At 33.7% G+C, this 15,068-nt stretch carries 17 protein-coding genes; 13 read left to right on the forward strand and 4 right to left on the reverse strand.

The annotated features are described in order from the left end of the window. Nucleotides 1-165: 165 nt before the first annotated feature. The 10 genes from GC105_RS07345 to GC105_RS07390 all read left to right on the forward strand — a co-directional run bounded on the left by GC105_RS07345 (nt 166) and on the right by GC105_RS07390 (nt 8,230). Nucleotides 166-1,098, forward strand: coding sequence for a GNAT family N-acetyltransferase (locus tag GC105_RS07345; protein ID WP_343029985.1), 933 nt, complete (start codon nt 166-168; stop codon nt 1,096-1,098). Between the two features lie 8 nt (nt 1,099-1,106). After that, on the forward strand, nt 1,107-1,787 hold the full coding sequence (locus GC105_RS07350) for a PIG-L deacetylase family protein (protein ID WP_152803230.1): 681 nt from the start codon (nt 1,107-1,109) through the stop codon (nt 1,785-1,787). Between the two features lie 5 nt (nt 1,788-1,792). Next, nucleotides 1,793-2,689 (forward strand): N-acetylmuramic acid 6-phosphate etherase, encoded by an 897-nt coding sequence (murQ, locus tag GC105_RS07355; RefSeq protein ID WP_207706957.1) that lies wholly within the window; start codon nt 1,793-1,795, stop codon nt 2,687-2,689. Nucleotides 2,690-2,736: 47 nt separating this feature from the next. Beyond that, nucleotides 2,737-3,225, forward strand: a complete 489-nt coding sequence (locus tag GC105_RS07360; protein WP_152803231.1) for a PTS sugar transporter subunit IIB — start codon at nt 2,737-2,739, stop codon at nt 3,223-3,225. 49 nt (nt 3,226-3,274) lie between these two features. Next, entirely contained in the window at nt 3,275-4,063 is a 789-nt protein-coding gene (locus tag GC105_RS07365; RefSeq protein WP_152803234.1) for a PTS mannose/fructose/sorbose/N-acetylgalactosamine transporter subunit IIC, read from the forward strand. 1 nt (nt 4,064) lies between these two features. After that, the gene (locus tag GC105_RS07370) at nt 4,065-4,931 is read left to right on the forward strand and encodes a PTS system mannose/fructose/sorbose family transporter subunit IID (protein ID WP_152803236.1); all 867 of its coding nucleotides are present in this window, start codon (nt 4,065-4,067) and stop codon (nt 4,929-4,931) included. A 122-nt stretch (nt 4,932-5,053) separates the two neighbouring features. After that, the gene (locus GC105_RS07375; RefSeq protein ID WP_152803238.1) at nt 5,054-5,446 is read left to right on the forward strand and encodes a PTS sugar transporter subunit IIA; all 393 of its coding nucleotides are present in this window, start codon (nt 5,054-5,056) and stop codon (nt 5,444-5,446) included. A 22-nt stretch (nt 5,447-5,468) separates the two neighbouring features. Beyond that, nucleotides 5,469-6,614: an N-acetylglucosamine-6-phosphate deacetylase gene (gene nagA, locus GC105_RS07380; protein ID WP_152803245.1), complete on the forward strand. Its 1,146-nt coding sequence runs from the start codon at nt 5,469-5,471 to the stop codon at nt 6,612-6,614. 58 nt (nt 6,615-6,672) lie between these two features. Next, nucleotides 6,673-7,407, forward strand: coding sequence for a glucosamine-6-phosphate deaminase (gene nagB / locus GC105_RS07385; RefSeq protein WP_152803247.1), 735 nt, complete (start codon nt 6,673-6,675; stop codon nt 7,405-7,407). 109 nt (nt 7,408-7,516) lie between these two features. Beyond that, nucleotides 7,517-8,230: a GntR family transcriptional regulator gene (locus GC105_RS07390; protein WP_193708319.1), complete on the forward strand. Its 714-nt coding sequence runs from the start codon at nt 7,517-7,519 to the stop codon at nt 8,228-8,230. Between the two features lie 259 nt (nt 8,231-8,489). On the opposite strand, the gene GC105_RS07395 is transcribed toward GC105_RS07390, so the two are convergent. After that, entirely contained in the window at nt 8,490-8,687 is a 198-nt protein-coding gene (locus GC105_RS07395) for a hypothetical protein (RefSeq protein WP_152803252.1), read from the reverse strand. 75 nt (nt 8,688-8,762) lie between these two features. Between GC105_RS07395 and GC105_RS17710 the strand changes: the two genes are divergently transcribed. From GC105_RS17710 to GC105_RS07415, 3 genes are all read left to right on the forward strand, one after another. Then, on the forward strand, nt 8,763-8,972 hold the full coding sequence (locus GC105_RS17710; protein WP_152803254.1) for an MptD family putative ECF transporter S component: 210 nt from the start codon (nt 8,763-8,765) through the stop codon (nt 8,970-8,972). A 769-nt stretch (nt 8,973-9,741) separates the two neighbouring features. Beyond that, a complete protein-coding gene (locus GC105_RS07410; protein ID WP_246169768.1) occupies nt 9,742-10,908 on the forward strand; it encodes an ATP-grasp domain-containing protein in 1,167 nt (388 codons plus the stop codon). Between the two features lie 9 nt (nt 10,909-10,917). Further along, complete coding sequence (locus tag GC105_RS07415; protein WP_343029986.1) at nt 10,918-11,442, forward strand: zinc-binding dehydrogenase; 525 nt, start codon at nt 10,918-10,920, stop codon at nt 11,440-11,442. Between the two features lie 35 nt (nt 11,443-11,477). Here the strand turns inward: GC105_RS07415 and GC105_RS07420 are convergent, their stop codons facing one another. The 3 genes from GC105_RS07420 to GC105_RS07430 form a co-directional block, all read right to left on the reverse strand. Beyond that, on the reverse strand, nt 11,478-13,451 hold the full coding sequence (locus tag GC105_RS07420; protein WP_152803257.1) for a carbohydrate-binding domain-containing protein: 1,974 nt from the start codon (nt 13,449-13,451) through the stop codon (nt 11,478-11,480). A gap of 137 nt (nt 13,452-13,588) precedes the next feature. Then, nucleotides 13,589-14,260 carry a DUF4956 domain-containing protein gene (locus tag GC105_RS07425; protein ID WP_152803259.1) on the reverse strand — a complete coding sequence of 224 codons (672 nt, stop codon included), beginning with the start codon at nt 14,258-14,260 and terminating at the stop codon, nt 13,589-13,591. 25 nt (nt 14,261-14,285) lie between these two features. Then, on the reverse strand, nt 14,286-14,969 hold the full coding sequence (locus tag GC105_RS07430; protein ID WP_193708321.1) for a polyphosphate polymerase domain-containing protein: 684 nt from the start codon (nt 14,967-14,969) through the stop codon (nt 14,286-14,288). Between the last annotated feature and the right edge of the window lie 99 nt (nt 14,970-15,068).

Raw genomic sequence — 15,068 nt, forward strand, 5'->3', positions numbered from 1 at the left:
TTATAGAAATGTATAAGAGAAATATCATAATATAAATTTTAAAGACAGGTTGCAATATGTATTATTGTACGCTATAATAAACTTAATATATTAACATGTTAATATAACAACACAAACAAAATAATTCTTATTTAGTACTTAGTACGGGGGGGTGAAGAAATAGAGATATTAAATTACAATCAAAGATATGAAAATGAAGTAGTCAATTTATGGAATAAAACTTTGACTGCAGATCCCATTACAGTTTTTAAGTTTCGCAAGCAAGCATTATTTGACGATAATTTTGATATAGATCTTTGTTACATAGCGATAGAGAATGATTGCGTGGTAGGATTTGTATTGGCAACTAAAAGAAAATTTCCATATCTTGAAAGAGGGCTGGAGCCTACGCTGGGATGGATTAATGTCCTGTTTGTAGATGAAAACTATAGAAGGAAAGGTATTGGAGAGGCTCTGGTTAAACATGCTGAGGTTACATTGAAATCAATGGGTGCTGAAACCATTACTCTTGGAGCATATAGTCCAAATTATTTTTTCCCCGGCGTTGACAAAGAGAACTATAGTGATGCACTGAATTTTTTCGAAGAAATGGGTTATCAAGCAGGAAAAGAAAGTTATTCTATGAGCAAGGATTTACATGGCTATAAAATGAGCAGAGAAACATTGAATAAATTATTTAAAGCACAAGAGGCCGGATTCTCATTTGTAAATTTTGAATATAAATATGCTTTGGAACTGCTGGAATTTTTAAAAGATGAATTTGGTGGGGGTTGGAAAAGAAATGCTTTAATCTCCATGCAGAATAACACAGCACAGGATTGCATACTTATTGTTCTAAATCTCGAAGGAAAAATTGTAGGATTTTGCATGCGAATGATTGATGGAAATCCAATGCGGTTTGGTCCATTTGGCATAAAAGGAGAGGTAAGAAATTACGGAATAGGTGGTATATTGTTTGATATTATGCAGTTGGAAATGGAAAAAAGAGGAATATATCATATGTATTTTGTTTCCACTGATGTACCGGGAAGAAGATTTTATGAAAGGCACGGTCTTAAGGTTTTTAGGACATTTATAGATTATCAAAAAAAAATTTAGGAGAGCATATGAGCGAATTAAAACGAGTTGTAAGTATTGGTGCACATTCTTTGGATGCGGAGATTTTGGGTGGTTCTATTATGTTGAAATATGCAAAACAAGGAGCACATTGCACATATATTCATGTAACACAAGGACGTTTGGAAGATCCTGATGCTACTCAGGAAGAAAAGGATGCATATTTAAAAGAGCTGTTAAATCAAAATAAACGTGCAGCTGAAAGATTACAAGGAGATACAATTTGGCTTGGGTATGTTTCCAATAATATGCCTTCAGCCGATGAATTTTCTGCTAGACTTGAACAATATTTTATCGATGAAAAAGTAGACTTAGTGATTACGCACTGGCGTGGTTCTATGCATCCTCGCCATATTAATACCCATGATGCAGTGACTACCGCAGTGAAGCGGCTTCGAGAAAAGGGAAGTCTCATCCGTTTGATTTATGGTGAAAATTTTGAAGATTTAGTTGGTTTCATTCCTCAAGCGTACTTCAAGCTTGAGCAAAATGAAATTGATCAATGGTATTCAAGTCTACGAGAATATTCTGTTTTTCAAGGAGAAATTAATGATTTTCCGTATTACCCATACTATTCAACCCTTGGAAAGGTACGCCAGATAGAATCCAATAATGATGGATATACCGTTGCTTATATGTATGCCAGTTTGATTGAGAATAAATTATGGTGATGAAAATGGATAAAATAGAGATAAATCATTTAAAAACAGAAAATCGTAATTCTAGAACTATGAATTTGGATATGATGTCTACTATGGAATTGTTACATATTATGAATGAGGAAGATCAAAAAGTAATCAATACTATTAAAGAAGCCTTGCCTCAAATTGAAAAAAGTATTCAGATAGTGATTCGTGCTCTTAATCAAAAGGGCAGGCTTATATATATGGGTGCAGGAACAAGCGGTAGACTGGGAATTTTAGATGCTGTGGAGTGTGTTCCAACATTTTCTACCAAGGATGAAGTGATTGGTATTATTGCAGGAGGACAAAAAGCTTTTGTAAAGGCGGTAGAAGGGGCAGAAGACTCTGAGAATTTAGCTGCTAAAGATTTAGATAAACTTCATGTCTGTGAAAATGATGTTGTCGTAGCCATTGCTGCATCAGGAAGAACTCCATATACTATTGGTGCATTGAAACATGCTAAAAAAAAGAATGTTCAATGTATCAGTATAACCTGTAATAAAAATTCTATATTATCCAAATACGCAGATGTAGCAATTGAAGTGGATGCAGGTCCTGAGGTGTTGACTGGTTCTACCCGATTGAAAGCAGGAACTTGTCAAAAAATTATATTAAATATGATTTCAACTGCTTCTATGGTGGGAATTGGAAAAGTATATGGGAATTTAATGGTAGATATGAAAGCTACAAATCTTAAACTTATGGAAAGAGCAAAGCGAATTGTTATGGAAAGTACTGGTTGCGATATTGACATCGCTGCTAGGATGTTGGAATTAACAGATTATAATAGCAAAGTGGCCATTGTTATGATTTTGACTGGAATTACAAAAGAAGAAGCCTTAATTCGAATTACAGAAAACCATGGTTTTATACGAAAGTGTATTTCATAACAATAAGATAGAAGCACAAAGAATCTTAAAAAAGGAAGGAGAAAGAAATGTCAAAGACATATGTAAGAGTAGATGACCGTCTGATTCATGGTCAAACAATTGTTGCGTGGTGTCCCACACTTTCAATTAAGGAAATCATTGCAATAGATGATGAAAGTGCAAAGAATTCTACACTAAAATCTATTATGAAAATGGGGGTTCCTCCTAGTTACAATACACATATTGTAACTACAGAAGAAGCTAAAACACTGCTCACACAGGAGACAAGGGGGAATCGTCTAGTCATAGTAAAATATCCACGAATATTACCCGATATTGCAGAAGAAATCATGTGTGTTGAATCAATTGTATTAGGGAATATTGCAAAACGTGAGGATACAATTCACAAAGTAAGTGGTGCAACAGGTATTTTCTACTTAAGTGATAATGATGTGACTATAATGGATGGTTTGACTTCCAAGGGAATAGATGTATTTTTTCAACAGTTACCAAATACTTCAAGAACTAATTGGGCAGCATTTAAAAAATCATTATAGAAAAATTAATAGAGGTAAATTAAAAGAGGGAATTTAAAAGGAGGAAAATATGGAAACTTATCAAATTATTCTGATTGCTTTATTTGTATATCTAGGTTCAATTGGTTCTATCATTGGTAACACCATGGGATGGTATACTTTGGGAAGACCTTTGGTTGCATCACTTGTAGTGGGAGTCATTTTAGGAGATGTGCAAACTGCGATGATCGTAGGTATTCCACTTCAGATCATGTATATGGGTAATGTTACACCAGGTGGTGCAGTTGCATGGGACTTATCTTATGCTACTTATATCGGTGTCGCTGGTGCAATTGTATTTGGTATTGGTTTAGATACGGCTCAAACCATTGGCCTAGCTGTAGTTTTTGCAGGTATAGGCGGGTTAGTAGGTCAAATTATGTGGAATGTTTCTTATGCAGCAAACCTACCATTAAACCGTGTAGCCAATAAGTACGCAGAAGTAGGAGAGACTAAAAAAATGTTTATTCCCAATGTTGTGATGGGGCAATCCATTGGTTTTGCATGTCGTTTCATTCCTGCAATTATTGTTTTGACTTCTATGACAGCAGCATCTGCTCAATCTGATTTCGCCGCTATTATACCAGGCTGGGTTACAACAGCATTGGGTGTCTTTGGGGGAATGATGGCTTCACTAGGAATGGGAATTATTCTATCATTTTTGCTAAAGAAAAATTATCATATAGTCATTTTTCTCGCTGGTTTCGTACTTGTTACATATTTTAGTCTAAGTACAATGGCAGTCGCTGTAGTAGCAATTATCACAGCAATTTTGTATTATGTTGCTGTTTCAAACATTGATAAGAAAGGGGTGGCTTAAAATGACTAAAAAAATTAGTGAAAAGACGCTTAAAAAATCATTTTGGAATTGGTTCTTGTGGCATGGTTGCTCCCAACAAGCAGAAAGCATGTTGGGAATGGCGTTTGCTCAATCGATGGCTCCTGTTATTGATGAATTATATGATAACAAAGAAGAAAAGGCTGAGGCATTAAAAAGGCATATCACACTTTTTAATACTGAACCACAAGTGGGATCCATCTGTAATGGTGTGGTTTGTGGTCTTGAGGAAGCTAATGCCAATAAAGCATGCACTCCGGAACTGATTAGCAGTGTAAAGGTTGCACTTATAGGACCTACATCAGCTATAGGTGATTCATTATGGGTTGCAACATTTATTCCTATCTTACTCACAATTTGTCTTTCTATTTCACAAGCATCACCTGTTACTTCTTGGTTGGGACCAGTTCTATATATGATTGTTTATCCATTAGGAACTGGAATTTTAAGCTGGAATCTGTTTAAACTAGGTTACAAGTCGGGTATAGAAGGGATGCAAGGATTTATGTCAACTGGTAAACTAAATACATTAACAGATACCATGACAGTATTAGGCCTAATCGTTGTTGGAGCATTAACTGCATCTTTTGTAACTGCCTCTGTACCTTTTAGAATTGTTAGAGATGTATTCGATGCAACCCAGGGCATTATATTAGAAAATCAAGTTATTTTTGAAGCGGATATAATGCTTGATTCGATTTTCCCTAAGATTTTGCCTTTATTTTTAACTTTAGGCGTTTACTATTTATATTCAAAGAGAAAATGGTCACCTCTTAAGTTAATGGGTTTGATTCTTATTATTGCAGGTGTTTTTACATTCGTTGGCTATGTAACAGGTTTTTATGTATAAACTATTTTAAAGTTTGAATTTAAAAATAGAATGATATTGTATAAGAGACCTTGATACATTGTATTAAGGCCTCTTCCCATAGATAGAATTTATGCGGTAACTAAGCTCAAATGGAGGTTAATATGAAAAGAATTTTAGTAATGGGACATGGTGGGTATGCTGAAGGTATAAGAAAAAATATAGAGATGATTGCCGGAAAATCAGAGCATATGTATTATATGGATTTGACGAAAGAAGATGATTTGGCTACTTTTGAAAGAAAGGTCAATTGTTTACTGGAAGATTTTCCAGGTGATGAAATATTATTTGCTTGTGATTTATTGGGAGCGTCACCATTTAGAGTAGCTGCAATGCTATGTGCAGATCATCCTGATAAGTATTATGCGGTAACAGGTTTGAATACTATGGCTTTTTTAGAGTTAAGTATGAATATGGATAATAATTTGTCTATAGCTCAGTTGGCTAATCGCTCCATTGATACAGCAAAGGCTGCTTTGGCAAGGTTTCCTGAATAAAACCATAAGGAGTGTAAAAACATTGAATGCTATTATTAATGGGAAGATAATAATTGGAAATACATTGGTGAACGATAGGGTATTGATATTTAAAGATAAAATTATTGATATTATACCCAAAAATGAGATTAGTAAATACGCGATTCAATATTTTTATGATGCGCAAGGACACTATGTATCTCCTGGTTTTATAGATATTCACACCCATGGAGCCATGGGGCATGATTTTATGGACGGCGAAGGTGAAGGGATAAAAGTAATAGCTAAAAGCTTTGCCACTCACGGTGTCACTGGATTCCTACCAACAACTATGACAATGGATATAGGGACAATTGAAAAATCATTATATAATATTCAAAAATCATTAGTGTCTGGGGGCTCGAAAATTTTAGGCTGTCACCTAGAAGGTCCCTTTATCAGCCCTTTGAATGCCGGAGCACAGAATACGAGTTTTATACAAAAACCTGATTTCCAGCTTCTTGAGAACTTTAAGGAGCTTATTAAATTGGTAACAATTGCGCCCGAATTGGCAGATGCAGAGGATTTTATAAGAAAATGTATAAATTACGACATAGTAGTAGCCATCGGTCACAGTTGTGGAACCTATGAGGATGCAATCAATGCAATCAGGATAGGTGCCAGAAGTATCTCTCATACCTTTAATGCGATGACGCCTTTGAATCATAGGAAACCCGGTATCGTCGGAGCTGCCATGGATCGGGATGAAGTGTTCTGTGAATTGATTGCAGATAATATTCATGTACATCCCGCGATACAGAGGATATTGCTGCAAATAAAAGGAATAGAAAAGGTGATTCTGGTAACTGATTCTATGAGGGCTTGCGGTATGGAAAACGGAGTTTATGACCTAGGAGGTCAAAAAGTCGTTGTAGAAAAAAATAGTGCCAGATTGGAGAACGGAACACTGGCAGGCAGTATTCTAAGCATAAATAATGCACTTAAAAATTTTAAAACAAATACAGGAATATCGATTGTAGAAGCTGTGAAAACTGTAACTGAAAATCCTGCAAAACTATTAAAAATGGGGGATACCATAGGGAGCATCAGGATAGGCAATAATTCTGATTTTGTCATTCATGATGAAGAGTTTTCCATATTATTTACTTTTATAAATGGAAAATTGGTATACAGATCAGGGAATTTATAGTAATGATTGATTTGAAAAATAGCTGAACATAGTATGAAGAGAGAATGAGGGAACTTTAATGAGGATTATTATAGCGAAAGATTATAATGATATGAGTAAAAAAGCAGCAAATATGGTAGCAGCTCAAATTCTTTTGAAACCAAACAGCGTGCTTGGACTTGCAACAGGGAGCACTCCTGTGATGACCTATAAGTACCTGATTAAATTATTTCAAGATGAAACCATAAGCTTTTGTCATGTTGTCACCGTAAATCTTGATGAATATATCGGTTTAAGCAAGGAACATCCTAACAGCTACCATTTCTTTATGCAGGATATATTTTTTAATCATGTTGATATAAAGCTTGAGAATATATATATACCTGATGGTATGGCTATGGATTTGGAAACAGAATGTATAGAATATGAAAACAAGATACAAAAGAACAAGGGAATTGATTTGCAGATATTGGGGATTGGTAGCAATGGTCATATCGGATTTAATGAACCGGATTTAAAGTTTGAAGGGATCACCCATTGTATTAATTTGGATGATGAGACCATAAAAGCGAATGCTAGATTTTTTGAAAAAGAAGAAGAAGTTCCGAGAAGAGCCATAACAATGGGGGTGAAAACAATTATGAATGCAAGGAAAATCATTCTATTAGCAAATGGTTCAGAAAAAGCAAAAACTGTTTTTAACGCTATTCACGGCAAGATAGATCCTGCCTTACCTGCTTCGATTTTGCAATTACATCCTGATGTAACTTTTATTTTGGACAGGGAAGCAGCCTACTACATCAACAATCAATAAATGTAGGGGGAAAGATGTTACTCTCTAAAAGACTGTAAACAATTCTTATAGAATATGATAAAATACTAGTTATGCAAGGGTGTTAATATATTAAGGAAAGGTAATGATTATGGAATATAAAGTTGCAAAGTATATTTTAATTAAAGAGGACATTATAGGGGATATTAAATCAGGTATTTTGCAGCCAGGTGATAAAGTGGATAGCGAATCTACCCTGAAAAAAAAGTACAATGTATCTACTATTACTGTTAGAAAAGCCTTCAATGATTTAATAAACGAAGGCTATTTAATCGGCGTGCAGGGTATGGGTACATTTGTTAGAAAGAAGCAAATGATCCGTGGTTTAACTTCCATCAGTTTTAGTGACGAGTTACTGCAGCAAGGATACCAAATCGATATGCTCGTAGATAAAATTGAAGAAGTGTTTCATCCAAGCATTGCAGATATATTGGAAATACCCCATGATCAGTCAATCATATGTGTTAGTAGGGTAAGGCTTGCCAATGATGAGCCTATTGCTTATCAGAGTTCCTATGTAGATAGTCGAATTCTTAGTATTGAACAAGCGAATAGAATTCATGAAAATGCGTCTTTTTATAAAACTCTAAAGGAATTTAAAATCTTCCCCACCTGGGTAAATGAGAATTATTCTGTAAAACAAGTTAACGATAGCAGGATTGCCAAATTGATGAACATAAAAAAGAACCATGATACATTTTTTGTAAAAAGAATAGCATTTGATGAGCTAGATAAAGTCATTGAATACGCAGAAACCCATTTTAATAAAGACTGGTATTCTGTGACAGTGAATATTAAGATTTAGTTTATAGTTACATTCATGGTTCAACCTTCTTTAGATGGATTATATTCATATGTGATTATGGACAATCATATTATAGGAGAATAAGTATGATTACAATTGAAAGTATGATGGCTATTCATAAAGACACTTTACAAGAAGAAATTTGAACTTAGGCATCAGGGTAGTTAGAATTCTTGACCTATACAGTATTATTTTTGGATTCGTAAATGTTATTTTTCTAAATTCATATGTTCTAAAGTAGTAGAGGATTAACTAAAACTTAATGCAAAAAAAAAATAAAAGACCCGCGATTATTATCCATTTCCTTTCGCCAGTCTCTTTTTGATCGTTTTTTATCATAGTCCTTTTTAGATTTGTGCACGTGAGATTTTGCCATGGTATTATGTCTTCCTAATTTGTCAGAAGAATTTACGATGGCTTCTTTTGCATTGAGCGTAAAGGTTATTTTTTTCTTCAAGCTAATCACTCCTCGTATGAATTAATCTGAGTATACCATATGTTTTAATTTTAATGCAAGGATATAGTAATACAGGTGTCTCATCGGAGACGCTTAGTCCAAATTTGCGTAGTCGTGATTCCATTCGTGTTAGGGGTTCTGACAGCGATACCGTTTATTTTGTTTGTAACGAAAACTAAGAAGTTTGGTATGGTCACGCTTAAGGGCACTCTTTTAGGTATGATCTGCTTCCTGATGGGGCAAAGCTGGAAAAAGACAATTATTAGTTTCTGCATATTTACCTAGTGGAATTGTGGGTGCTTTAATTGGAGCCTATATTGGACGATCAACAATGGAAAAGCACTTTCAGCGTGCAGGAATAGTGTAATTACAGTTATTTCAGAGTGTTATCGTACAAAAATATATCCAAAAAGTATTCGGAAATGAAAGTGGTGATGGGAATATTCGAAAATATTAGAAATATTTTGTCTGAATGGAGCGTAACCGGTCTAGATGGAGCAGATGATAATACTTGATTTTGTTATAATTTATTAATATGAATATCTAAAATGTGCCAAAGCACACTTTTTTTAGACTGTTAAGTTAGACTGTTATAACTTTGTTATTATATTTATGATGATGACATTCTATCCAGCTATTAATAAAGGGAAACCGGCAGCAATAATAGGAATTGCGCGACAGCTAGTTTTTTATGTGCCTGTAATGCTCATACTCCCCTTATAGTAGACAGTTAAAATAACATAACTGTTTATTATAAGGGGAGTTTTATTATGGGAAGAAAAGTATTTTAAATAACCTTTTTGTCTTTCATATGTTTACTGTTCCTTATAATTAACATTATTTGGTTCTTAAATGTTATAATGTTATAATGTTATATTGATGTAATTGTAGAGAAGGTGTTTTAAGATTTAGGGGAATACATTATGAAAAGATTGCTAGTAATAAAATTATAATTCTAGTTGTAACTTATTGACGGAATTCGCTATAACGAAGAAAATAGTAATTGATAATATTTTTTATTTCTACCTGTTTAAGCTGGGGGGCTATATTTTTGATGATTTTAGATAAACCATATGTTTCAACATTCTTGCTAAAAACCGTACATGATATGGGTATACCTGTATTAAATTGTTCTAATATTAAGGAATTGATACCATTAACAGATCTGAAAACTGTAGATGAAAATGAGTTTCTAAATATAGTTAAGACGCAAGTACCGTTATTGCTGTATTGTAATTCTGAAAATTCTTTTCAATGGATAAATAAAAATCTTAAATACACCGAAATTCCTAGGGCAATTGAGATGTTTAAGGATAAAGTGATGTTTCGTAAATTAGTTCAAGGAATTTATCCTCATTTCTTATTCAAAGAAGTTTCATTCGAAGAACTATTAAAAATTGATACGACAAAGATTAAAAAACCATTTATTATCAAGCCAACAATTGGATTTTTTAGCATGGGAGTACACAAGATAAACGAAGATAGTAAATGGGAATCTATCATAGAGTTAATTCAAGATGAAATATATAAAGTCAAAGGATTATATCCTATGGAAGTTATGAATTCTTCAAAGTTTATTATTGAAGAGTATATTGAAGGTTTAGAATATGCTATTGATGCTTACTATGATCGCAATGGTGATCCTGTAATTCTTAACATATTAGAACATCCTTTTTCATCAAATGGGGATGTCAGCGATAGACTATACTTTACATCAAAAAAGATCATTAGAAAGTATTTAACTGCTTTTGGTGATGTATTGATGTCAATAGGAAAAGCAACTGGAATCTCAAATTTTCCGGTACATATAGAAGTAAGAGTTGATAACATAGGAAATGTAATACCTATAGAAGTAAATCCTATGAGGTTTGCAGGGTGGTGTACAACAGACATCGCATATTATGCCTATGGAATAAATGTATACGAGAATTATTTTTATCAGACAAGACCTGACTGGGATAAAATATTGAAAACTGATGACAATAAGCTTTATTGTATTGTTGTGGGGGATATTCCAGGAGACATTGATCTTAAAGAAATAAAAAAAATTAATTATGAATCGTATTTATCGAATTTTAGTAATGTATTGGAGTTTAGAAAAATCGACTATAATCAATATCCTGTATTTTCCTTTTCGTTCATCAGTGTTGAATGTAATTCTAATGAAGTAGAAAAGATCTTAAAATTGGATTTAAGGCAATATATTACTTGTGAAGTCTAAGAATTTTAGATCAAGGGAAAATTAAGAGGTGCATATATAATCATTAGTGAGCCAGACGAAGCTAGAAGAAAGTTAGCGTTAGAACTAGGCGCAGATATAGCAATAAATCCTTTGAAAGAGGACACGGTACAAATAATAAAAGACTTAACTCAAGGAAGAGGAGCAGGCGTAGTGTTTAATACTACACCTATTGGAGCAGTTGCACAACAAGCTTTAGAAATGGTTGGATATTTGGGTAGGCTAGTATACTATAGTTCAATGCACCCAGATAATTCAGTTGAAATTAGCCCAAATTGGTTACATAAATCTCAAGCTATTATTACAGGAGCTGTAAGCCCAAGCGTTAATTCTTTCCATTCGTGTTGGCGAGAGCGTGTTGGCGTTTGTTTTAAAAATACGCTTACTCTCACACTTAACATGTGTATAAGCATTAGAGCATTCTATTTCTTTTACTCTTATATTTTTTCATGTGATCGCCGTGATCCTTTTAGGCAAGTGGAAAAAATTGCAATATTAAGTTCTATGTGTCGTTAAAACAACCTCATCTTTGCGATAAGGCTGTTTTAACATTATTGAGATTGTAGAGGTACAGAGTATTCACTACTAGAGATATCATCGTTAGCAGGCATCTCTCTGTCTTCAGGTTTTTGTCTATCAGTAGGTGGGTTACCCGTGGGTCTTTTACCATCTGTTGGGAAATCTTTATTATTTTTTGTTCCTCCACCTCCTGGGCCTTGATTGGCAACTGAACCATATTCAGTAACTGACTGTGTTATTGTGAGGTTAGTGAGAAGTGTACCTGGACTATAGGTCCCTTCTGCGTAAAGACCATCTTTGTTGCTTCCCGTTGAGCTACCTCCTATATATACATTGTAGGTAAAATTATTTTGTAAGTTCGGTGAGGAGAAAACAATTGACTCATAATTTTTAAGTGGCGCAAAGGTAAGTATGTTTTCTCCACTTTCTGACTCAATATGGATTAAGGTATTAGATTTTTGGGAACCCACATTTATATTAAAGCTATTCTGAGCAGATGTGGTACTCGGTGCTTGTGCCATTCTAGCACTTCCAACTGCAAGTAGAAGTCCTCCATTCATTTCGAAGCTACCATCATAGTCTAGTGAACCATCACCGCTGTTGGTAGGGCCATTTACAATTACTATCCCATCATTCATTGTAATTGAACCATTAGCATCTAGACCGTCGCCTTGTGCATTGACAATTATATAACCCCCATTAATAGTAAGTCCGATACCTTGAGTTTCATTGAATTCGTTTTGACCAGGTCTTCCGTTAGTAGAAGATCCATCATTTCCTCCAGCAGCATTTATTCCATCATCAGTTGCAGTAATGTTTATATTACCATCATTCACTGTTATTAAAGCACTTTCTATACCTTCATAACTCTTATCAATAGCGATGTCTCCTCCATTTATCACAATAGATGTATCTGAATGAATTCCATCATCACCTGAGGACAGTTTTAATGTTCCGTTATTTACGGTTAGAGTATCATTTGAGTGGATAGCATCGTCTAATGAGTCTATTTTTATATTTCCACCGTCAATAGTTATGTCAACTGCTGCTTTCAGTCCTTTGGCACTTCCAGTTTCGGTTGAAGTAGTAGCATTCTCACTTCCATTTCCTGAAACTATGTTTATATCACCATTTTTTATTTGTAGTTGAGTTTCGGCTTGAATACCATCAGCTTGTGCAATTATATTGAAGATACCTTTTTCAATATATATATAACCTTTTGAAAGATCTTCATCGTTATTTGATTGCATTCCATCACTCTTGGCATTTATGGAAATATCACCATCTTTTATAGCGATATAATCTCTACCTCTTATTCCATCATTAATGGCATTAACAATCAAATTACCGCTTACTATTTTTAATCCATCTTTACTATTAATACCATGCTTGTAGTTTCCATTAATAGTTAATAAGCCGGTTCCATTGATGGTAAGGTCATTTTTACTAAATAATGTAGAGTTAGGCTCATTTGATTCTACATCTATGTTTTCATACGAATTGCCATCTGTTATTGTATTTTCAGTTCCATCAGCAAGAGTAATTATAGTTTTTGATGATTTCATTACGTATATAGGTGAACTATTAAGGTTTGTAATGTTTGCACCATTTAATATTATTCTTACATTTTCTTCATCTTGAGTATTGACAATGATTTGACCATTGTCTAGAGTTCCTGTTACTGTGTATAGGCCACTTGAATTTATAGTGAGAGTATTTCCAGAAATTGTTGCACCTTGACCATCAAAAGAGATTGAATCTCCATTTAGTGTTATATTAGATGATTCTAAATCATCCCAGCTGCTTTCAAGATCATCAGCTTCAAACTCCACTGAGAGGGGTGTAGCTGTTAGAGTTTCCTCAGTTGTGTCGTCAGTTATATTTTTTTCACATGCAGAAAACGTGAATATACAGAGAAAAATTATTAAAAATGTTGCAATTGTTTTGTGCTTATATTTTTTTATTATCATATTATCAATTCCTTTTCTCTCAATTTTATCCCGCATTAACAGGCACTAAGACTCCTATCGTATGTTCGAGATTCTACTCCTTTTTTGTTGCGTATCAACCTATTGGTTCTACTAATATTCAGTAGGGGATGAAGAAAACCCCTACTGAATAAAGATCACGTTTGGTAACATTTCTATGCAGCGTATTCACCATTATAGCTGACTAATGTAGCATTAGAGACTCCTTCTAGGGATGATAATTCATTCATGAATATAGTATCATTGTTTTTTACTCTGACTTCATAGATCAGCTCTATACATCCTTTTGTAATAGATTTAGATTTTATTTTTAGTTTTTTGCATTTTGCCTTAACTAATTGAGAAGATGTAACTTCTGCAATTTCATTTTCCAGATTAAGCATAAGTATATAGGAGGATTCTTGAGGATTTTTTGATTGGAATCCTAGTAGTACGGTACCTATAAGTACTGATCCTAAAATCGCAAGAGGTAATAGTCCCGCTCCAAGTATAATACCTGCACCGATTGACCAGAAAAGAAACACTAAATCTAATGGATCTTTAATGGCTGTTCTAAATCTGACTATTGATAAGGCGCCAACCATACCTAGAGATAATACCACATTAGTAGTAACAGCAAGAATGATGAGGGTAGTAAGCATAGACAATAGTACCAGGGAGGTGTTAAATGGTTCTGAATACATTACCCCAGAAAATGTTTTTCTATAAATAAAGTAAATAAACAATCCAATAATAAAGGAACACAATAAAGCTATAGTTGCATCTATTATAGAGAATTCAGTTATCTTTTCTAAGAATCCTGTTTTTAATATTTCATCAAATGTCATAGTATATGACCTCCTCTTGTATTTTTTATAAGGTAATTAGTCGTCCAGCTGCATATTTAGAATTTGAAGCAGACGATGTCTCGTTTACTTGTACTAAATCTCTTATTATTGAGGGTATAAATCGATCAAATTTTACCTCTAAGATGAATTTTTTATGTTCGATTTCTAATAAAGTTGAATCTTGAAAAAAATCAAACCCTTCTTGTATACTAGATCTAATATTAGAGTCTAGTGTAACTCTGGTATTTCCCGGTAAATAAGTGTATGCATCTCTTTCATATCCTATAAGAATCTTAGGCTTAAGGACTTTTAATTTACTTTTGAAATAAAATTCTCTTCTAATTGACTCACTACTGTTTTTTAGAAAATTAATATCACCTAAAATAATCTTATTTGCTTCTTGTCTCGTAAGTAAGGTACTTAACTTGTATCCTTTTTTATGCTCCTTCACTTTCTTTTCTAACCTTATATAACTATAGTCGTTGTTATAACATCTAATTCTAAACTTTTCTCTATAAGGAACTCCATCTAGTTTTTCATATAATATTTCATTGTATATATTGTCGAAGTACAAACTTTTAACTAAGTATGTTTTCCCATTACAATTCTCATCTCTGGGTAGTACTTTGCCTAATCTACTAGATAAGGCAGCTTTAGAAGCTTGTGATATTGAATGCTTATATTCATTTCTATAACATAGGTCTTCCATTGACATTACTCCTTGTTTACATATTTTTTAATGATATTGTGTTCTGTAATAATAATAGTCCTTTTAAAAATGTATTTCTCCGAAAAATCTACAGAAAAA

The sequence above is a fragment of the Alkalibaculum sporogenes genome (assembly GCF_009362815.1).
Lineage (GTDB): Bacteria > Bacillota > Clostridia > Eubacteriales > Alkalibacteraceae > Alkalibaculum_A > Alkalibaculum_A sporogenes.

What these genes read in the sequence shown, in the direction of transcription:
- GC105_RS07420 (WP_152803257.1), bottom strand. Translation starts at nt 13,451, where the DNA reads ATGCGGGATAAAATTGAGAGAAAAGGAATTGATAATATGATAATAAAA.
- GC105_RS07410 (WP_246169768.1), top strand. Translation starts at nt 9,742, where the DNA reads ATGATTTTAGATAAACCATATGTTTCAACATTCTTGCTAAAAACCGTA.
- GC105_RS07430 (WP_193708321.1), bottom strand. Translation starts at nt 14,969, where the DNA reads ATGGAAGACCTATGTTATAGAAATGAATATAAGCATTCAATATCACAA.
- GC105_RS07425 (WP_152803259.1), bottom strand. Translation starts at nt 14,260, where the DNA reads ATGACATTTGATGAAATATTAAAAACAGGATTCTTAGAAAAGATAACT.
- GC105_RS07375 (WP_152803238.1), top strand. Translation starts at nt 5,054, where the DNA reads ATGAAAAGAATTTTAGTAATGGGACATGGTGGGTATGCTGAAGGTATA.
- GC105_RS07370 (WP_152803236.1), top strand. Translation starts at nt 4,065, where the DNA reads ATGACTAAAAAAATTAGTGAAAAGACGCTTAAAAAATCATTTTGGAAT.
- GC105_RS07350 (WP_152803230.1), top strand. Translation starts at nt 1,107, where the DNA reads ATGAGCGAATTAAAACGAGTTGTAAGTATTGGTGCACATTCTTTGGAT.
- murQ (WP_207706957.1), top strand. Translation starts at nt 1,793, where the DNA reads ATGGATAAAATAGAGATAAATCATTTAAAAACAGAAAATCGTAATTCT.
- nagB (WP_152803247.1), top strand. Translation starts at nt 6,673, where the DNA reads ATGAGGATTATTATAGCGAAAGATTATAATGATATGAGTAAAAAAGCA.
- GC105_RS07390 (WP_193708319.1), top strand. Translation starts at nt 7,517, where the DNA reads ATGGAATATAAAGTTGCAAAGTATATTTTAATTAAAGAGGACATTATA.
- GC105_RS07365 (WP_152803234.1), top strand. Translation starts at nt 3,275, where the DNA reads ATGGAAACTTATCAAATTATTCTGATTGCTTTATTTGTATATCTAGGT.
- GC105_RS07360 (WP_152803231.1), top strand. Translation starts at nt 2,737, where the DNA reads ATGTCAAAGACATATGTAAGAGTAGATGACCGTCTGATTCATGGTCAA.